15 protein-coding genes and 1 pseudogene are annotated in these 20019 nt (G+C 54.9%); 11 read left to right on the plus strand and 5 right to left on the minus strand.

Annotation, left to right across the window (positions count from 1 at the left end; all coding sequences use genetic code 11):
* Window positions 1–48: 48 nt before the first annotated feature.
* Entirely contained in the window at window positions 49–1041 is a 993-nt protein-coding gene (gene rpoS, locus GSQ70_RS19405) for an RNA polymerase sigma factor RpoS (protein WP_158784068.1), read from the plus strand.
* 71 nt (window positions 1042–1112) lie between these two features.
* Here rpoS and GSQ70_RS19410 read toward each other — a convergent pair whose 3' ends face one another.
* The 3 genes from GSQ70_RS19410 to GSQ70_RS19420 form a co-directional block, all read right to left on the minus strand.
* Window positions 1113–2426: a hypothetical protein gene (locus GSQ70_RS19410; protein ID WP_158784069.1), complete on the minus strand. Its 1314-nt coding sequence runs from the start codon at window positions 2424–2426 to the stop codon at window positions 1113–1115.
* A 228-nt stretch (window positions 2427–2654) separates the two neighbouring features.
* Window positions 2655–5210: a DNA mismatch repair protein MutS gene (mutS, locus tag GSQ70_RS19415; RefSeq protein WP_158784070.1), complete on the minus strand. Its 2556-nt coding sequence runs from the start codon at window positions 5208–5210 to the stop codon at window positions 2655–2657.
* A 202-nt stretch (window positions 5211–5412) separates the two neighbouring features.
* Window positions 5413–6642, minus strand: coding sequence for an acyl-CoA dehydrogenase family protein (locus tag GSQ70_RS19420; protein ID WP_158784071.1), 1230 nt, complete (start codon window positions 6640–6642; stop codon window positions 5413–5415).
* A gap of 267 nt (window positions 6643–6909) precedes the next feature.
* Between GSQ70_RS19420 and GSQ70_RS19425 the strand changes: the two genes are divergently transcribed.
* The 5 genes from GSQ70_RS19425 to GSQ70_RS19445 are packed head-to-tail and all read left to right on the plus strand — an operon-like array spanning window position 6910 to window position 13494.
* On the plus strand, window positions 6910–8550 hold the full coding sequence (locus GSQ70_RS19425; protein WP_233268366.1) for an ABC transporter substrate-binding protein: 1641 nt from the start codon (window positions 6910–6912) through the stop codon (window positions 8548–8550).
* On the plus strand, window positions 8547–9563 hold the full coding sequence (locus tag GSQ70_RS19430) for an ABC transporter permease (protein WP_158784072.1): 1017 nt from the start codon (window positions 8547–8549) through the stop codon (window positions 9561–9563). The genes GSQ70_RS19425 and GSQ70_RS19430 overlap by 4 nt, the downstream gene beginning before the upstream one ends.
* Window positions 9560–10441 (plus strand): ABC transporter permease, encoded by an 882-nt coding sequence (locus tag GSQ70_RS19435; RefSeq protein ID WP_158784073.1) that lies wholly within the window; start codon window positions 9560–9562, stop codon window positions 10439–10441. Before GSQ70_RS19430 ends, GSQ70_RS19435 begins: the two co-directional genes overlap by 4 nt.
* A complete protein-coding gene (locus GSQ70_RS19440) occupies window positions 10441–12096 on the plus strand; it encodes an ABC transporter ATP-binding protein (RefSeq protein ID WP_158784074.1) in 1656 nt (551 codons plus the stop codon). Before GSQ70_RS19435 ends, GSQ70_RS19440 begins: the two co-directional genes overlap by 1 nt.
* 21 nt (window positions 12097–12117) lie before the next feature.
* Window positions 12118–13494: an NtaA/DmoA family FMN-dependent monooxygenase gene (locus tag GSQ70_RS19445; protein WP_158784075.1), complete on the plus strand. Its 1377-nt coding sequence runs from the start codon at window positions 12118–12120 to the stop codon at window positions 13492–13494.
* A 208-nt stretch (window positions 13495–13702) separates the two neighbouring features.
* Here the strand turns inward: GSQ70_RS19445 and GSQ70_RS19450 are convergent, their stop codons facing one another.
* Window positions 13703–14464 (minus strand): SDR family NAD(P)-dependent oxidoreductase, encoded by a 762-nt coding sequence (locus GSQ70_RS19450; protein ID WP_158784076.1) that lies wholly within the window; start codon window positions 14462–14464, stop codon window positions 13703–13705.
* 434 nt (window positions 14465–14898) lie between these two features.
* Between GSQ70_RS19450 and GSQ70_RS19455 the strand changes: the two are divergent.
* The 3 genes and pseudogenes from GSQ70_RS19455 to lldD all read left to right on the plus strand — a co-directional run.
* Window positions 14899–15561, plus strand: a pseudogene (locus tag GSQ70_RS19455) (AraC family transcriptional regulator N-terminal domain-containing protein); the annotation flags it as partial.
* A gap of 2 nt (window positions 15562–15563) precedes the next feature.
* Window positions 15564–16241 (plus strand): respiratory nitrate reductase subunit gamma, encoded by a 678-nt coding sequence (gene narI, locus GSQ70_RS19460; protein ID WP_158784078.1) that lies wholly within the window; start codon window positions 15564–15566, stop codon window positions 16239–16241.
* A 195-nt stretch (window positions 16242–16436) separates the two neighbouring features.
* Window positions 16437–17588, plus strand: a complete 1152-nt coding sequence (lldD, locus tag GSQ70_RS19465) for an FMN-dependent L-lactate dehydrogenase LldD (RefSeq protein ID WP_158784079.1) — start codon at window positions 16437–16439, stop codon at window positions 17586–17588.
* Between the two features lie 332 nt (window positions 17589–17920).
* Here the strand turns inward: lldD and GSQ70_RS19470 are convergent, their stop codons facing one another.
* On the minus strand, window positions 17921–18169 hold the full coding sequence (locus GSQ70_RS19470) for a hypothetical protein (RefSeq protein WP_199257284.1): 249 nt from the start codon (window positions 18167–18169) through the stop codon (window positions 17921–17923).
* Between the two features lie 639 nt (window positions 18170–18808).
* On the opposite strand from GSQ70_RS19470, the gene GSQ70_RS19475 reads away from it, so the two are divergent.
* Together GSQ70_RS19475 and yajD are read left to right on the plus strand one after the other, a co-directional pair.
* Window positions 18809–19270: a hypothetical protein gene (locus GSQ70_RS19475; RefSeq protein ID WP_158784080.1), complete on the plus strand. Its 462-nt coding sequence runs from the start codon at window positions 18809–18811 to the stop codon at window positions 19268–19270.
* 125 nt (window positions 19271–19395) lie between these two features.
* On the plus strand, window positions 19396–19743 hold the full coding sequence (gene yajD, locus GSQ70_RS19480; protein ID WP_158785379.1) for an HNH nuclease YajD: 348 nt from the start codon (window positions 19396–19398) through the stop codon (window positions 19741–19743).
* Window positions 19744–20019: the final 276 nt, after the last annotated feature.

Raw genomic sequence — 20019 nt, forward strand, 5'->3', positions numbered from 1 at the left:
CGGCAGAACCTTGCTGTTCTGCCCCGTAATCACGGGTAGGAGCCGCTTATGAGCCAGAATACGCTAAAAGTCAATGAGTTACATGAAGATGCGGAATTCGACGAGAACGGAGCTGAGGTTTTTGATGAGAAAGCTCTTGTCGGAAACGAACCTGCTGATAACGACATAGCTGAGGAAGAGCTGTTATCGCAGGGCGCAACACAACGTGTCCTGGATGCGACGCAGCTCTATCTGGGAGAGATTGGTTACTCTCCGCTTCTTACGGCTGAGGAAGAGGTCTTCTTTGCTCGTCGGGCTTTAAGGGGTGATGTCCCTTCTCGCCGTCGCATGATTGAAAGTAACCTGCGCCTGGTAGTGAAAATTGCCCGTCGTTACAGCAATCGTGGTCTGGCTTTGCTGGATCTGATTGAGGAAGGTAACCTCGGGTTGATTCGTGCCGTTGAAAAATTTGACCCGGAAAGAGGGTTCCGCTTTTCAACGTACGCTACCTGGTGGATCCGACAGACCATTGAACGGGCAATAATGAACCAGACCCGGACAATTCGTCTGCCAATCCATATTGTTAAAGAGCTGAACGTCTATCTGCGCACCGCGCGTGAACTGGCCCACAAGCTGGATCATGAGCCAAGTGCCGAAGAGATTGCCGAGCAGCTGGACAAACCTGTTGATGACGTCAGCCGGATGCTGCGCCTCAACGAACGCATTACATCAGTTGATACGCCGTTAGGCGGTGATTCTGAGAAAGCGCTGCTGGATATTCTGGCCGACGAGAAAGACAACGGTCCGGAAGATACCACTCAGGACGATGACATGAAGCAGAGCATCGTCAAATGGCTGTTCGAACTGAACGCCAAACAGCGTGAAGTGCTGGCGCGTCGTTTCGGCCTGTTAGGCTATGAAGCGGCTACACTGGAAGATGTGGGTCGCGAGATTGGTCTGACCCGTGAACGTGTCCGCCAGATTCAGGTTGAAGGTCTGCGTCGTCTGCGTGAAATTCTGCAGGCTCAGGGACTGAATATTGAAGCATTGTTCCGCGAGTAATAATGCGCGACTGATGTGAATGCAAAAGAAAGCGGTGGTTTGATAACCACCGCTTTTTTATTGCCTGTCGATCAGACGATATCCTTGATCTTGTCCTTGGCGTCGGACTTCACGTCCTGCATGGCATAGGTGTCCATCACCGCGCCTTTGTACGCGCTCATCAGCATCTGCACCGGACTGAGTTTGCCCTTCATCAGACCTTCCGCCACGCCTTTCAGAGCATCAAACGCCGTCTTGACGCCGCCGACAATCCCGCCCTTAATCACTTCCCACGGGTTAGTGCTTTCTGATTTACCCATGCCGGTCAGTACGTTGCTCAGACCCGGAATAAAGGCCAGCGCTTTGCCCAGCTTCAGACAGATCCCCTGGAAGCCACTTTTGTTGGTGCCATTCATGTTGACCATTTCATCGTTGGTCTGGGTCAGCCTGCCGTCTTTCGGGAACATCTTGTCCAGCCCCTGTTCGGCAACGTCTTTCACAATGGCGGCCTCAGTGCCGTGACGGGCATCGCCGTCTTTGGTCAGTCCTTCGATTTTTCCATTGGTGGAGATATCACCACGATCGCCGCCTTCACGGTTATCCAGTGCCTTAACGTTATTAAGGAAGTAGGACATATTTTTGGCAGCCAGCGCGCGGCTTTTTTCATCCGGGTTGTTCGACGTCCAGTCACCAAACTGCTTTTTCAGCTCGTCCTGCTTGATGTCTTTCTGGTTGCCGAGGTTCTTCAGCACCGGGTTGTCATCGATGATCTGATCGGCAGTACGGCTGTCGCCATCCATATTTTTGAACAGCGTATCGCTGGAGGGCGGCACGCTGGTGTCCTTCTCATCCTTTGGCATCGGCTGGCCGCTGGCGGTGGTATCGCCGGTGGTGGCTCCGCTTCCTGCGGTATCCGCCGTGCCGGAGGCGGCAGAAGTGCCGAGCGATCCCAGAAGATCTTTCAGCTGCGACAGGGCATTGCTAAGCTGAGAATCCGTTGAGCTGCTGTTACCGGAGGACTGCTGACTCTCCTGGCTCTGCTTTATCAGCTTAGTGATGCTGTCGAGCAGCATCTGCAGCTGGGACAGGGTGCTGCTGCCGTTGCTGCCTGACGTGGTGGACGTGCCGTCTGACGCGCCGCTGTCAGAGGAGGAAGTTTGTAATTGATCCTTCAGCTTTTTAAGTTCGTCCTGACCTTGTTTAATCAGTGAGTCGATCACGGATTTGTAATCGGAACTCAGCGAAGAGGTCGACGTTTTTTCGCTGGTGGTACCGGCCGCACCGCCGTACTGCAGCACGCCGGACTTACCGGCAGCAGCACTGGTTCCGCTCTCGCTGCCTTTCCCATCCTGCCTGACGCCAAAGCGTGAGGCAAACTGGGCGCTCTGGCTCGCTGCTTGATTCATTATCCCACCGGGATTCACTCTCATATTCATGACAATCTCCACTGGACCAGGTTAACAGACACGGATAAAACGGTCGCACGCTGGTCGGCAATGGTGACCGACAGCGCAACCGGACTGAACGCTTTATCTCAGTCATTACGTGGCTGGCCGGGGAGAATGGTTCCATCGACGGGAAAGCGGCCTGCATGATAAGCGCAGGCCTGAAGGGGGTTAAGCAACGGTTTACGGTCAGACCAGCGACTTGAGGCGGTAAATCCACTCCAGCGCCTGTCGCGGTGAGAGAGAGTCAGGATCCAGCGCTTCCAGAGCTTCAACGGCTGGCGACGTATCTTCTGCCAGCAGGGGCAGCTGTGGCCCATCCGCTTTGGTGGCCGCGGCGTTGCCTGAGACGGTTTCCAGCTCTTTCAGTTTCTGTCGTGCCCGCCTGATCACCTCTTTCGGCACGCCAGCCAGCGCCGCGACGGCCAGACCGTAACTCTTGCTGGCTGCGCCTTCCTGCACGCTGTGCATAAAGGCGATGGTGTCGCCGTGCTCAATTGCATCCAGATGCACGTTCGCCACGCCTTCCATTTTCTCCGGCAGGGTGGTCAGCTCGAAGTAGTGGGTGGCAAACAGCGTCATCGCTTTGATGCGGTTCGCCAGGCTCTCCGCGCAGGCCCAGGCCAGCGACAGGCCGTCATAAGTTGAGGTTCCGCGGCCAATTTCATCCATCAGCACCAGGCTGTATTCGGTGGCGTTATGCAGAATATTGGCGGTTTCGGTCATCTCCACCATAAAGGTTGAGCGGCCGGAAGCCAGATCGTCCGCTGCGCCAACGCGGGTAAAGATGCGATCCACCGGACCAATCACTGCTTCATCCGCCGGCACATAGCTGCCGATATACGCCATCAGCGTAATCAGTGCGGCCTGACGCATATAGGTACTTTTACCGCCCATGTTCGGCCCGGTGATCACCAGCATCCGCCGCTGCGGAGACAGCGACAGCGGGTTGGCGATAAACGGCTCTTTCAGCACCTGTTCAACCACCGGATGGCGGCCGCCGGTCAGCTTAATGCCCGGTTTGTCGCTCAGGGTCGGGCAGTTGTAGTTCAGCGTCCACGCACGCTCTGCCAGATTCGACAGTACGTCCAGTTCGGCCAGCGATGCCGCGCTGAGTTGCAGGGCCTCCAGATGGGGCAGCAGCAGATCGAACAGCTCTTCATACATCGCCTTTTCCAGCGCCAGCGCTTTGCCCTTCGAGGTAAGCACTTTGTCTTCGTACTCTTTCAGCTCCGGAATGATGTAGCGTTCGGCATTTTTCAGCGTCTGACGGCGGACGTAGTGGATTGGCACCTGATGGCTTTGCCCCCGGCTGACCTGAATATAATAGCCATGTATCGCATTGAAGCCGACCTTCAGTGTATCCAGCCCCAGCTTTTCACGCTCGCGGATCTCCAGGCGGTCAAGGTAATCCGTTGCGCCATCGGCCAGCGCGCGCCACTCGTCCAGCTCTTCGTTGTAGCCGGGCGCAATCACGCCGCCGTCACGCACCAGCACCGGAGGCGTTTCGACAATGGCCCGTTCCAGCAACTCGCGCAGTTCTTCGAACTGGCCCATCTGCTGACGCAGCGTTTGCAGGTGCGGCGTGGTGTTATCCACCAGCATGGCATCCAGCTGTGGCAACTGCTGGAAAGCGTGGCGCATTCTCGCCAGGTCGCGTGGCCGGGCAGTGCGCAATGCCAGCCTTGCCAGGATACGTTCCAGATCGCCGACCTGACGCAGCAGGGGGCTGATTTCGGCGGAGAAATCCTGCAGCGAGCCGATGCTCTGTTGACGGTTTACAATGGTTGCTGCATCACGCACGGGCATATGCAGCCAGCGCTTGAGCATACGGCTGCCCATCGGCGTGACGGTTTTATCCAGCACCGAGGCGAGGGTGTTTTCAATACCCCCGGCCAGATTCTGGGTGATCTCCAGATTGCGGCGGGTGGCGGCATCCATAATGATGCCGTCCTGCTGGCGCTCCATGGTCAGCGAACGGATATGCGGCAGGGAAGTGCGCTGGGTATCTTTGACATACTGCAGCAGGCAGCCTGCCGCACGCAGCGCCAGTTGGGCCTGCTCCACGCCAAAGCCGCTGAGATCGCGGGTACCAAATTGCAGATTCAGCTGCTGGCGGGCGGTATCCACTTCAAATTCCCACAGCGGACGACGACGCAGCCCACGGCGGTTTTCAATCAGCGACATCGCCGCCAGGTCTTCAGAGTAGAGCAGCTCCGCCGGATTAGTGCGCTGCAGCTCTGCCGCCATGGTATCCAGGTCGCCAGGTTCAGCCAGCCGAAAGCGGCCGGAGCTGATATCCAGCGTGGCATAGCCAAAGCCGCGCGCACCCTGCCAGATAGCCGCCAGCAGGTTATCCTGGCGCTCCTGCAACAGGGCTTCATCACTGATGGTGCCGGGGGTGACGATACGGACGACTTTACGCTCTACCGGGCCTTTGCTGAGCGCCGGATCGCCAATCTGCTCACAGATCGCCACCGATTCCCCTAACTGCACCAGCTTGGCAAGATAGTTCTCCACCGCGTGATAAGGCACACCGGCCATCGGGATCGGCTCACCCGCCGAGGCACCGCGTTTGGTCAGCGAGATTTCCAGCAGTTGGGAGGCGCGCTTCGCATCGTCATAAAACAGCTCGTAGAAATCCCCCATACGATAGAACAACAGGATTTCCGGGTGCTCCGACTTCAGGCGAAGGTACTGCTGCATCATTGGGGTATGCGAGGAAAGGTTGTCAGTTGTGCTCATGGCGTAATGAGGTCCATTTCGTTGAGTGTCAGTTTTATCGTGACGGTTATTGTTCTGATCTGAAGGTCACGTGAACTCAATGATAACGGACTCTGCCTGACAGGAAAACAAGCGCGGACACTGCCGCGCGCTTTTCATCCCGCTTTACGTGCTGGCTCGCAATTTGCTGCGGGTTGCAGTGCGAATGAAGAAGTTGGCTAATTTAGCCTTTATCAGCAACACCAATACGCCACTGGGGCGGCGGCAGCGTGCCGTTCACGGCAAAATCTCCCACGATGCGGTCTTTATAGATGCGCGGATTATGTGAGGAAAGGGTGCGCGCATTACGCCAGAAACGGTCCAGTGCCAGAGGTCTGAGCGTGGCGGAAGCGCCCAGCGCATCGAAGACGATGGTGGTGGCGTTGAGGATCAGATCGGTCACCACATTCAGCGACTGAGAGACTTCCAGTTCAGCGATGGCATTCACCTGCGTCTCCTGCTGTTCATCCCCCTGTAAGCGGGCATTAAACGCGAGTTGCAGCGCCTCGGCGCTTTTCTGCACGATGGCTCCGCTGGCGTAAGCCGCTCCGCGAACCCGCCCCACAACCTGCAGAATTTGCGGATCCTGAGCGACACGGGGGCCGTTGCCAATGCTGTAGGTGCGCTTACGTGCCGCGACCAGGCTGGCCAGTTCACCGCTCTGCGCCCGGCCAATGCCCGCCAGCGTAGCCAGATGGATCAGCTGGTAAAAGGCGGGCGCATACCTGAACTTGTTCTCCGTGTAGATTTCATTCTCGCCGAGAAGGACGTTGTCGAAGATAGCCGTGCCGCTGGCCGTCAGTGTCTGACCAAAGCCATTCCAGTCATCAATCACGCTGACGCCTGGTGCAGTACGGGAAACGGTAACCGCGACTGTCTCTCCTTTTTCATCGGTGAGGCCGACATCAATCCAGTCGGAATAGAGCGAGCCGGTGGTATAGAACTTTTTACCATCAAGACGCCATTGGTTGCCGGTTGGCTGAATCCTGGTGGAGAACGCCTGCTGTTTTGTGTCGCCAGCTTCGCTCCAGGCCGGGCCGACAATCTCGCCTCTGCCCAACAGCGGCAGCCATTTCTCACGGCGCTGGCTGTCTTCGCTGTTCAGCACGTTCTCCACAAAGCCAAGATGGCCGCGAATTGACTGCACCAGATTGGAATCTGCCTCGCCCAGCTCGGTCAGCAAATTAAACAGCTCGGGCAGCGTGATGCCGCTGCCGCCGTACTGTTGCGGCACCCTGAGTGCGGTGAAGCCACTCTTTTTCAGCCACTCAATTTGTTCAAAAGGCAGCTGATGCTGTAATTCCCGTTCTATTGCACCTTCCCGGATGCGGGCGAATAAAGGACGGAATCGTTCGGCGAGGTATTCATAATTTGCTGAAGGCGCGGATCCCCAGGCTGACTCAAATTGTGACATTACGTGGCCCTGATTGGTTAATTAAAATGGAAGTTATACGATTTGTATTAATATGATGATGTAACACGATGCGTTTAATAATGGTAACGTTAATAAGTTATAAGCTAATTAAGGCTGGCTATATAATCGTGGTTATCTGTGTTTCTCATAATGACTCTCAGTATTGATATTTGCCACCTGCATTCCTGGCATGTTAATCGTTTTATATTCTAAAAATGTTACTTCTTCATTCTTCCCCTTTCTCTGTATAACCAGGCAGGGGCGGGTTTGGCTGTTACAAGGGAAATCGACATCACTATGCTTCTTATGCGCAAAACAGGGCTTAACATAATCCTGGCGACCATTACGCTCTGCCTGGGTGCTCAGGCCATGGCAGAAACCGCTCAGCAACGCTCCTCTGACGGCGGCACACTACTCTATTTGCATGAGCAGGAGCCTCCCTGCCTGTGGGGCGGCTGGGTTCAGCAGGCCTATTTATCACGTCAGGTTTTTGATTATCTGGTCAGTTATGATAACGGCCATATTCGCCCGTGGCTGGCGACCCGTTGGGAAGAATCAAAAGATCGCAAGACCATTATTTTCCATCTGCGCAAAGATGTGAAATTTACCGATGGCGATAAATTTAATGCCGATGCGGTGGTGGCTAATTATTCTGCCTGGCAGAAAGGAATTGGCTGGCACGGCTTCACTTATATGAGCGGTTTTACGCGGATTGATGATTATACCGTGGCCCTGCATCTGACCGAACCTAATCCGGAAATATATAACATTCTCGCCAACGGCCATTACGGTTTTCAGTCTCCTTATTCGCTGGCACATAATACCAGCGAACAGAAGTGTTTGAAGCCGGTCGGAACGGGTCCGTGGAAAGTCGTCAGGTGGTCACGCGGGGAGGAGATCGATTTTGTGCGTAATGATGATTATCACTGGGCTCCTCCCAATGCGCACCACAACGGCCCGGCGTATATCAAGCACCTGCAGTGGAAGTTTGTCCCCGATGCCACCACCCGCTGGGGAGCGTTGATCAGCGGCGGGGCGGATGTCATTTACCAGCCGCCTTCCGCGCAGTGGAAAACCCTGCAGCGTGAATATCAGACGCTCTCCTATGTGGCGACCGGGCGGCCGCAGGCTTTCTCGTTCAACGTGCAGCGGGGGCCTTTCACTGACCAGCGCGTGCGGCAGGCTTTTGCTTATGCCATTGATCGTAAACAGATTATCAAAACGGTGTTCAAAGGCGCAGTGCCATATGAAGGCAACGGTTCTCTGAGTAAAACCACGCCGCTCTATCTCAATGTTGATGACCGCTACTCCCTGAACGTGGCCAAAGCTAACCAACTGCTTAATGACGCGGGCTGGACCGGTCGGGATGCTGAAGGTTACCGGCTGAAAGACGGGAAAAGGCTGGAAGGTCGCCTGCCCTATATCCAGGCGATTATCGACCAGGAAGGGGCGCTGATGCTGCAGGCGGTGCAGGATCAGGTGAAGCAGGTGGGGATCAAACTTGATCTGCTGCCGCTGACGCAGACCGAAGGTTTTGCCGGAGCACTCTCTCAGCCAGCGGACAAAGAGATCAGCTTTGGCTACTGGGTCTGGCCTTCCCCGTCCATTCTGGACATCGTTTACAACCACGCGCTGAACGGCGCATTCAATGGCAATAACACCAGCTTTTTCAATAACCCCAAAATTGAAGCCCGGATCCTCGATGCCCAACGCGAGCCGGACCCGGCGCTGCGCCAGCAGAAATTTGCCGTGCTGCAGCAGTGGTTCGACGACCAGGCCATCGCCATCGGGGGTTACAACTTCACCTATAACGTCGCCGTAGCCCATCACGTCAATGGGCTGTGGCAGGACCAGGGCAACGGACTGTTGAATTTCAATGATGCTTATTTCGTGAAGGAGAAGCCATGACTGAAGTCTCTTCCGGGCTCACCAGGCGCAGCCGAACGGCGAGTGGCAGCCAACCGTACAGCGGAGTCAGCGGCCTGCTACGAATGCTTGCCGTACGTATCGCGTCAGCCCTTTTTGTGCTGTGGGGAACGATAACGGTGACGTTTATTGTGCTGTCCGTTCTGCCCGGCGATCGCGCCACCATCTTGCTTAATATCACTTCCGGGCAGGTGATCGAACGGACTCCGCAGGAGCTGGCACCAATCAATGCCCTGTACGGTTTCGACCAGCCGATTGGCGAGCAGTATCTCCGGTATTTCTGGCAGCTGCTGCACGGAAATTTTGGTCTTTCGTTTGAGCTGCAGCGTCCGGTAGCGCACGTCATTGTTGAACAGCTGGTGCCGACCTTTACCCTGGCAATAAGTTCGCTGCTGCTGGCGTGGATCATTGCGATTCCCTGGACTCTGCTGACGGCTGGACGTGGCAGACGACTGAGTGCCTTTGGCTCCGCTGTTGAGACGATCATGGCCGGGCTGCCACAGTACTGGATCGGCATCCTGCTGCTGATTGTGTTCGCCATCGGCCTGCGCTGGTTCCCTGTGGTGGGCGGTTCCAGCCTGACAGGCATCGTTTTACCGGCCGTCACGCTGGCTATTCCCCTGGCCGGTTTTATCGGTCACTCCCTGCGCGATGAGTTTGAACGCAGCATGCAGGAGCCCTTTGTTCTCTCGGCGCGCGCTCGTGGTATGAGCCTGCGAAGTGTCAGGCTTTTACACGTTCTGCGCCATGCGCTGATCCCGGCAATCACCCTCAGCGGCTGGGCCATCGGGAATCTGCTCTCCGGCGCGGTGCTGGTAGAGGCGGTTTTTGCCCGCCCGGGGCTGGGCAATGTGCTGGTCAACGCGGTCAGCAACAAAGATTTTGCGCTGGTCTCCGGCATCGTGGTGCTGATCAGTTTTCTCTACATCATCATTAACCTGCTGGTCGATGTGATCTATCTGATCGTCGATCCCAGATTGCGAGGCAGATCATGACGACACATTCCTCTGACTATGCAGGCACAACGGCGAAACCGTCAGCCTTGCGCCATTTTTTCCCGGCGATTGGCAGGACACCATTCCCGGTTTTGCTTTCAACACTGCTGGCGCTGCTCTTTATTGTGGCGGCGGTTGCGCCTGCGCTGCTGGCAACCCATGACCCTTTCAGCACCGATTTATATCACGCATTGCAGGGGCCTTCCGCACAGCACTGGCTTGGTACCGACGATATTGGTCGCGATCTCTACAGCCGGATCATATGGGGAACCCGCCCGTCATTGCTGATTGGGATGGGAGCGATGGCCATCGCTTTAGCCGGGGCGATCGTCTTCGGCTTTACCGCCGCGCTGGCACCCCGCTGGATTGCCGGGCCGGTTAACCGGCTGCTGGAGATCCTGCTGGCCTTTCCCACTCTGCTGCTGGCTTTGCTGTTCGTGGCGCTGCTTGGCCCCTCGGCCAGCAGTTTGCTGATCTCGGTCGGCATTGGCACTGCACCGGGCTATGCGCGCCTGGTGCGGGCGCAGGCGCTGAAGGTCAAAGGTTCCGGCTATGTCGAAGCGGCCAGAGCGCTGGGGCATTCGTCGCAGAAACTCTTTTTGCAGCATATCGTGCCTAACGTCTTCCGGCCGCTCTCCTCGCTGGTGGCGCTGGGTATCGGTCAGTCGGTGGTGTGGGCTTCCGGACTGTCGTTTCTCGGACTGGGCGTGGTCCCGCCTTCCCCTGAATGGGGAGCCTTGCTTGAGGCGGGCAAGATTAATGTGACGGTGGCGTGGTGGCTGGAAGTGTTGCCAGGCATCGCCATTGTGCTGGTCGCGCTCTCATTTACCCAGATTGGCCGTTACGTACAACAGCGCTCTGAAGGAGGACAGCAATAATGAACACCAAGGGTAAGGTGATTGAAGTTCGTGGCCTGAACGTCTGGTACGGCAATCAGGGCGGGCGTCGGCATATTGTGAAAGATATCGATCTGGATCTTTTTCGCGGTCAGTGTGTGGCGCTGGTCGGAGAGTCCGGATCGGGCAAGAGCGTGACGGCCAGGTCGCTGGTGGGGCTGGCGGGCGACCAGCTCAGCGTGGAGGCCGACATCCTGACTCTGGAAGGGGAAACATTGCTCAACCGCAGTGACGACTGGTGGCAGTCGGTGCGGGGGAGAAAAATCGGTTTTATTTTGCAGGATGCGCTGGTGTCCCTTGACCCGTTACGGCCGGTCGGGAAAGAGATTGCCGAAGCGCTGTCCGTGCACAGTTGGGGCACGCGCATCGACCGGGAAGAGAAGGTGCTTTCGCTGCTTAATGAGGTCGGCGTTCCAGAGCCGCATCTGCGGGCAAAACAGCGTCCCGGAGAGCTTTCCGGCGGGCTGCGACAGCGGGCGCTTATCGCCTCGGCGATTGCACTGCATCCCGACGTGCTGATTGCTGATGAGCCCACCACCGCGCTGGACGTCACCGTGCAGGCTCAGGTGCTGGACGTGCTCAGGCAGATGCTGGATCGCGGCACCAGCGTGATCCTGATCAGCCACGATCTCGCGGTGGTGGCGAAAATTGCTGACCAGATTCTGGTGATGCAGGGCGGCGCCATCGTGGAGGCCGGTAGCGCGGAAGAGGTGCTTCAGCGGCCACGCCATCCCTACACTCAGGCGCTGATCAACGCTATCCCCAGTGAACACACCAGAGGGCAACGGCTTTCGGCCAGTGAACAGCTTGCCACAACGCCGCTGTTTACCCATCGCTCAGCAACGGAGCAGCCAGAACTGCTGCTTGAGGCCCGCCATATTATTAAGCAATTTCGTGGGCCGGATCGCCAGCTTCGCACGGTCGTGGATGATGTCTCTTTCAGCCTGCGAAGAGGGGAAACGTTGGGGATCGTTGGGGAATCGGGATCGGGGAAGACAACGCTTTCGCGGATTGCCCTCTCTCTTGAGCAGCCTGACAGCGGCGAGATCCTCTTCCGTGGGCAGCCGTGGAGCAACGCTTCTCCCGCGGCGCAGCGGGAAATCCGTCGTTATATCTCGGTGGTTTATCAGGACCCCTTATCCTCATTCGATCCGCGCTGGCGGGTTTCAGACATTCTTTATGATGCGATTGCCCTCGGGCAGCCTGGCAAGGGGCAGTCTTTGCGGGACAGTGCGGTAAGCCTGCTGGCGGCCGTGGGGCTTGGCCCGGAGCATCTGGAGCAGTGGCCTGCACGCCTGTCCGGTGGACAGCGGCAGCGAGTCGCCATTGCGCGGGCTATCGCCACCCGTCCCGAGCTGATCATCCTTGATGAAGCCGTTTCCGCGCTGGATGTTTCGGTGCAGGCGCAGATCCTCGATCTGTTGGCAGACCTGCAGACGCACCTGGGCGTCAGCTACCTCTTTATTTCCCACGATCTGGGGGTTATTCACCATATGAGTGACCGGGTACTGGTGATGCAAAACGGCGTGGCGGTAGAGCAGGGCGAAGCCGATGAGGTCTTTTATCACCCGCGCCATCCCTATACCCGGAAATTGCTCAACTCGCTGCCGCGGCTGAAAGCGGTCAGTTTCGCTTGATTACTGAAAAATGGAGTAATGATGTCACGTGAACTTATTTATAACGGTTTTTTACACCTGACCCCGAATCATCACAGCCACGGCTACTGGCGCACCCCGGAAGGGCAGGTGCAGTACGGCTATAACCAACTCGATGCTTACGTCAAAACGGTTAAAACGCTGGAGAAAGGGCTGTTCGATACGCTGTTTATTGCTGACGTGGTCGGTGTCTATGACCTGGATTATGGCGATGGCAAAACCACTATTCAGGCGGGAACGCAGTTTCCGGAACCGGACCCGATTACCATCACTTCGGCGCTGGGTCTGGCGACTGAACATCTCGGCATCGTGGTCACCAGTAACGTTATCCAGGCGCATCCTTTCTCCTTTGCCAGGCAGATATCGTCGCTGGATGAATTTACCCACGGGCGGGTAGGCTGGAATATCGTTACCTCCTATTTATCCAACGGGTTCCGTAATTACGGTTTTGATGAGATCGTGCCACACGACGAGCGTTATGAGTGGGCGCAGGAGTACCTCGACGTCGCATACAAGCTGTGGGAGCTGTCATGGGAAGAGGGCGCGGTGCTGCACGACCCGGCGACCAATCGTTTTTTCGACGCCGACAAAATCCATAAGATTAACCACGTTGGAAAACGCTACAGCGTTGAGGGGCCGCATATTGTCGAGCCTTCGCCTCAGCGCAGCCCGGTACTGTTCCAGGCCGGAAACTCAGAGGCGGGCCGACGCTTTGCGGCGCGCAATGCGGAGGTGACTTTCCTGCCGTCTCAAACCCCGGAAACGGCGAAAAAGGACATCGCGATTTTAAATCAGGATGTGGTGGATTATGGGCGCAGGCCGGAAGATCTTAAAAAGCTGGTGATGCTCTCTACGGTGATTGGCTCAACTGAGGAAGAGGCAAAGCGCAAGCAGCAATACCTGTTCGATAATATTGATATCAATGCCCTGCAGGGCTTTTACAGCGGTGGCTCCGGGATTGATCTCTCCAGCATCGATCCCGATACGCCATTGAAAGAGCTGAGCCGACGTGAACAGTTCAGCCAGCATATGCGCTCGAAATTCCGTATCGCGGTGGATGCGGATTACGGTCAGGGCAGGGATCTGACGTGGCGTGAGTATCTGCTGCAACATGCCTTATTGCCAGGACGTTTTGCCGGAACGCCAGAGCAAATTGCCGATAAGGTGCAGGCATTTGCCGACGCAGGCGTCGATGGCTTTAACGTGGTTCCGGTCACCACACTGGGCTGGTGGGATGAATGGGTTGAGCATGTGGTGCCCGTATTGCAAAAGCGCGGCCTTGCTCAAAAGGAATATAAGGAAGGCACGCTGCGGGAAAAAATCTTCGGCCAGGGAAGCCAGCTTGCGGCGTCGCATCCACAAAGAAAACTCGCGCTCTGAAAGGGCTTACGGGGAAAAAGAGTCAGGGCGGTAACCTGCATGATTCAGCGTGCAGGTTACGTATTCTCAGATCGCAGGCTGATCCGGCGCGCAGTTAAATCAAAGGTGCCATGAGGCGAGTAAAGATTCATTTTCGGCATGGGGGAGTCACTCCCTTGTCATTGAGTGGGCTGAAGGCGGGGAAAATCATGCCCACGCCTTCCTTTATTCAGATGGTCTGACCGCCGGACACCTCGATTCTTTGTGCGTTCACCCAGCGGTTATCTGTTCCCAGCAGGGAGGCAATCATTGGCCCGATATCATCAGGTACGCCTACGCGACCAAGTGCGGTCATGTCTGCGAACTGCTTGTTAAGGTCAGGGATATCTCGTACAGCTCCACCCAGGAAGTCAGTTTCAATCGCACCTGGTGCGACGGTGTTTGCCGTGATGCCGCGACTTCCCAGCTCTTTGGCCAGATAGAGCGTAAGGATCTCAACTGCGCCTTTTGCTGCTGAATAGGCGGAAAAACCAGGAAAAGAGACGCGGGTCAGACCGCTTGAGAAGTTAACAATGCGGCCGCCGTCTGCCAGTAAAGGGAGCAGCGCTTGAGTCAGAAAGAACACGCCTTTTACATGCGTATTGAACAGCGCATCGAATTGTTCTTCCGTCGTTTCATTAAAGTTAGCCATTACGCCCTGGCCGGCATTATTGATCAGATGATCAAAACTCTCTCTATGCCAGACAGACGAGAGCGCGGCGCTGACGTCATGACTGAAATGTTTCAAAGAGGCTAATTGCGTGACATCAAGGTGAAGCGCGATCGCTTTTTGCCCCAGAGCTTCGATTTCCGTCACCACCGCCTGCGCTGCTTTTGCATCACTGCGATAAGTGATAATCACGTCGCCGCCATGTCGGGCAATACTTAATGCTGTATTACGTCCTAAACCACGGTTTGCCCCGGTGACCAGAGATATTTTTGCAGATGTCATTTTGCTGCCCTTATACGTGTTGAGTGTACAACTATAATGAGGCGGTTAAACACGATGCGGAATACCTAAAACCCTGCTGTTTTTTGCTTAATCATGCAAAAATTTTTTTGCTCATTGATGGTGTTAAAACGTTCCGAAGCGAAGCTGTTTATTTTTATTTTTTTAATTATTTGATAAATAAGTTTTAAAATGGAGTTGTTGTCAGAAATAAGAGGGGGGGGGTAAGTTAACTCAACTTCTTTACTTACCTTTTCCTGTAAACATGAATGTTCCACTCTTAACGGTCGTCCGGCACTATGCTGAGAGCCATGCACCTGAAGCTTCGTTTATTCAGACTCCAATACCTGGGCTGGTGATACTGCGCGAAACGCAGCCTGGTGAGTTGCAATACGCGATATCTAAGCCGCTGGTTGCCGTGATCCTGCAAGGGGGGGAAATACGTTGCGATGGGGAGCCTGGCATTTGATTTTGGTCCGGGGGAATCGCTGTTAATCACGATGGATGTTCCCACGGTAAGCCAGATAACCATTGCCACACCGGCTGCACCGTACTACTCGTTGGTCTTCGAACTTGATATTGCGCTGATTGAAAGCCTGGTGGCTGAGATTAGTTCCTCACAGGCTAAGTCAGGGGAGGCGGTTCAGGTTGAAAAAACCGAGGAAGAGGTGGCGGATGTGCTATTGCGCATGATGAAGCTCTTTTCCCGACCTGCATCAATGCCGATCCTGCAACAATCACTGGTGCGTGAATTACATTACTGGTTGCTGACCGGTCGTCATGGTGCTGCGATTCTGGCGCTGCTGGCGGCCCGTCTGCAGCAGCGTCAGAGCGCGTACGCCGTGCTGTTTGATGCGCTGCTGTCGCTGTCGGGTAGCGAAGTGGAGCCTGATGCGCTGCAGATGCAGGTCGAGAAGGAAGCCCGTGACGACACGCCTGCCGCGCTGGATGCGGTGTGGGAAGAGGAGCAGATTAAGTTCCTCGGCGAGCAGGGGTGTACTTCCGCTCAGCAGGCTGCGCACCAGCGTCGTTTTTCCGGAGCGGTTGTGCCGCAGTATCTGGACGTGGCAGAGGCCACTCAGCGTTCCAAAGGACATTAATTATGCACTTTCTAAATCTGTTCTTTTTCGATATCTATCCGTACCTGGCGGGTGCGGTGTTCCTGATTGGCAGCTGGCTGCGCTATGATTACGGCCAGTACAGCTGGCGCGCGGGTTCCAGCCAGATGCTGGATAAAAAAGGCATGCGTCTGGCATCGAACCTGTTCCACATCGGCATAATTGGCATCTTTGGTGGGCATTTTGTGGGGTTACTGACCCCACACTGGGTATATGAATCCTTCCTGCCGATTGCCGCCAAGCAAATGCTGGCGATGGTGGCGGGTGGAATTTGCGGGCTGATGACGCTGGTGGGTGGAGGATTGTTACTGAAACGCCGTCTGACCAACCCGCGCGTGCGGGCAACCAGCAGCGTGGGCGATATTCTGATCCTCTCGCTGCTGGTCATTCAGGCCAGTCTGGGATTGTTGACCATTGTCTTCTCCACTCAGCATCTGGATGGCTCTGAGATGATGAAGCTGGCTGGCTGGGCACAGGCTGTTGTCAGCTTCCAGGCCGGTGCAGCACAGCATCTTGAAGGCGTGGCGCTGGTTTATCGGGTACATATGGTGCTGGGTATGACGCTGTTCCTGCTGTTCCCGTTCTGCCGTCTGGTGCATATCTGGAGTGCGCCGGTGGAATATCTCACCCGTCGTTATCAGCTGGTGCGTAATCGTCGCTGAGTCAAATATTGTTGCAAGTTTGTTGTTTATGTTGAGACGTTGGTCAGCGTAACGGCCAGATTTATTGATTACACTTCCTGTACTTGTGAGCGCCGGGACGGATCCTGACAGTATCCCGGTGGCTCATTCCAGTGTTCGCTGTGGTACTGGCTCAGGGATCTCGCCAGCGAGCGCATCATAAACAGGTGTGTACAGATGATCATTTCAGCCTCAACGGACTACCGGGCAGCGGCGAAGCGCAGGCTGCCTCCTTTCCTGTTTCACTACATTGATGGCGGCGCCTACAGCGAGCATACACTTCGTCGTAATACCGCCGATTTAGCCGACATCGCGCTGCGTCAGCGCATCCTTAACAACATGTCCGAGCTGAGCCTGGAAACCACGCTTTTCGATGAAAAGCTGGCGATGCCGGTGGTGCTGGCACCGGTTGGTCTGACCGGGATGTATGCCCGCCGTGGCGAAGTGCAGGCCGCGAGAGCCGCCGCGAAGAAAGGCATTCCCTTCACTCTCTCCACCGTTTCCGTTTGTCCAATCGAAGAAGTCGCTCCTGCAATTAACCGCCCGATGTGGTTCCAGCTGTACGTGTTGAAAGACCGGGGCTTTATGCGTAATGCGCTGGAGCGGGCGCAGGCAGCAGGCGTGAAAACGCTGGTGTTCACGGTGGATATGCCGGTTCCCGGCGCGCGTTACCGTGATGCCCATTCAGGCATGAGCGGGCCGAATGCGGCGCAGCGCCGCATTCTGCAGGCAGTGATGCATCCGCAGTGGACGTGGGACGTGGGGCTGAACGGCAAGCCGCATGACCTGGGCAACGTGTCTGCCTATCGCGGCAAGCCGACCACGCTGGAAGATTATATCGGCTGGCTGGGTGCGAACTTCGATCCCTCCATTTCGTGGAAAGATCTGGAGTGGATCCGGGAGTTCTGGAAGGGACCGATGATCATTAAAGGCATTCTGGATCCGCAGGATGCAAAAGACGCGGTGAGCTTTGGCGCGGATGGCATTGTGGTGTCGAATCACGGTGGCAGGCAGCTGGACGGTGTGCTTTCAACTGCGCGGGCGCTGCCAGCGATTGCGGATGCGGTAAAAGGCGATATTAAAATCCTTGCTGACTCGGGCATCCGTACCGGACTGGACGTGGTGCGGATGATTGCGCTGGGGGCGGACAGCGTGATGCTGGGCAGGGCATTTGTCTATGCACTGGCGGCGGGGGGAGAAGCGGGGGTGATGAATCTGCTGGAGCTGTTTGAGAAAGAGATGCGGGTGGCGATGACGCTGACCGGCGCAAAATCTATTGCGGAGATTACGCGCGATTCGCTGGTGTCGCTTTCAACTGCTGCACAGTGATTGGTGTCGGTCAGACCCGGTGCAGTCGGGACGGCGTGAATACGTCCATGTAGCCTTGATTGCCGCGTCCATGCGGCAAACACCCGCCACCACCGGGTCTGACCGCCACCCGCGAACTTCTGAGTTGTGGGTGAGTGAAACCTGAGTCGCTGATGTAAACCTTTCTCACTCTGTTCAGAGATCGGTTTCGGTCAAATCTGCTTAGCTGCCCTCATAGTGATCGGTGTCGGTCAGATCCGGTGCAGTCGGGACGGCGTAAATACGTCCATGTAGCCTTGATTGCCGCGTCCATGCGGCAAACACCCGCCAGCACCGGGTCTGACCGCCGCCCACTAATTTCGGAGTTGTTGGTGAGTGGAAATCAAAATCCCTGATGTGTTTCTTTCTCGGCTTTTGAGCGCTCCCAGCACTGTACACATCGGGAAGCCGATCAAAAATATCGATGCATTCAGCGACATCTGATCTTCACCATGCACTGGCCCTACAAAAAACTTTGCGATCAGGGGGAATACTGCCCACATGAGACCGCCACCGCAGATTGCCCCTGACAGAGAAAATAAGGTTATTTTTAATATCTTCATTGTATCTTCCAGAACCAGATTTCTTTGGATTTAAAGAAATCGCTGTACACGCCATCCCAATGAACGCCCAACTGTATTCGGAAACATCCCCTAAAAGGGGCAATGCGCAGGGCATTAGCCATCTCTTCGGCGCGGAGGACGTGGCCGTCTTTTTTTGGGTGATGCCAGCAGGACGCGGCCTTTAAGCGCGTGACGTCACTATGTGGTTTTGTGAGATTGATGTAAAGTTTGGATGCGATATTCTATTTAAATTATAGGGAAAATGTTTTTTCACGATGGAGTTTTTTAATTTCTTCCGTTTTATTTACAACTGCCAACATCTAACATATATGTGAAAAACGCATAAAATAATTAACAATTTTTAGTTTTTTCGCTTGTGGGTAAATTCGCAATTTCTGGATGTACATTCAGATGGATGACCTGTCATTTCATGATTTTTACCTTGTTTTTCGAGACAGATTCCAGAATGGATTTAATCTCAACTTATTGAAGAAAAAAACCTTTGTACAGTATTGACGGAAAAGAGCAGAGGAATATAGTGGGCAGGCACCGAATAAAAAAGGTGGCAGTAAATAGCGAGACCCGCCAGTGTTGAAGCACTGACGAGCCTCTGACCATAATGTTATGAGGACTAACACCATGGCTGTAAAACAGTTTACTCAAACTCGCCCTGAATTTATACATCTTTCCCCGTTAACCAGCGGAATGGACTTTATCGACCTGGCGGAATATAACGAGCGCCTCGTTTCTGTTCTGATGGAAACAGATATTTCTGCGGAGCGCTTCGCAATTTATGAAAAAATAGCAGGCAGTCTTGAGCATTTGCAGTTGGCTTTTGACGAACCTGTTCCGGATTATCGTCTCCCGCAGCTCACTGCATCAGACGCAACGGATTTTCATCACACCGCGTTTGTCGCCGAGCCTGAAGCCATCACCAGATACTGCCGTGCCTTAACTCAGGTATTACTCAGCCGCGCAGCGGATTCAGAGACTCAGGAAGTGCTTACCGAATTGCTGTTCGATCTGGTGAACTTTCAGGTTGAGGATCTGAAAGCGACGCGCTACACCGAGACGTACAGTGGGATGGTCCAGGTCAGGTAAAAAATGTCCTTGTGCCACTTGAATCAGCTCTATTTTGTGGCAGAAGGGGTTATCCGGACAAAGTGGTAAGTGATATATTGAGCCATTCTCGTAAAACGCTCTCTTTGAAACAGGTAACACCGGCAATGGTTCTGATTCCAAAAAACTATATGCGGCTGGAAAGCGGCTACCGTGAGAAAGCACTAAAAATCTACCCATGGGTATGCGGACGCTGCTCGCGTGAGTTTGTTTATTCAAATCTCCGCGAATTAACGGTTCACCATATCGATCACGACCATACCAATAACCCGGAAGATGGCAGTAATTGGGAGTTGTTGTGCCTGTATTGTCATGACCACGAACATTCGAAGTACACGGAAGCTGACCAGTACGGCACAACCGTTGTGGCAGGAGAGGATGCGCAAAAAGATGTTGGTGAAGCAACCTACAATCCGTTTGCCGATCTGAAGTCGATGCTTAATAAAAAGAAGTAATGTCCGCTAATGGCATGTATGGGGCAATAGCATGACTACAGTCCGCTATGAGCGAAGTGCGGACATTGGCAGCCTCAACAACATGACTGGCATTGAGGAGTATTAATCAGCGGGGAGCAAGTCACCCCATCTCTAATGGCAAACGGGCTGGTGGCCTGCCGTTACCGAGTCTCAGGCAGCGGATAAAATTACACATAGTTCGAGAAATATGTTAACGCAACGAGTGATATCCGCTTGTTTATCTGGAAAAAAGTGTTGGTTTTCTAATTCATTTCC

The sequence above is a fragment of the Pantoea sp. BAV 3049 genome (assembly GCF_009765445.1).
Taxonomy (GTDB): Bacteria; Pseudomonadota; Gammaproteobacteria; order Enterobacterales; family Enterobacteriaceae; genus Erwinia.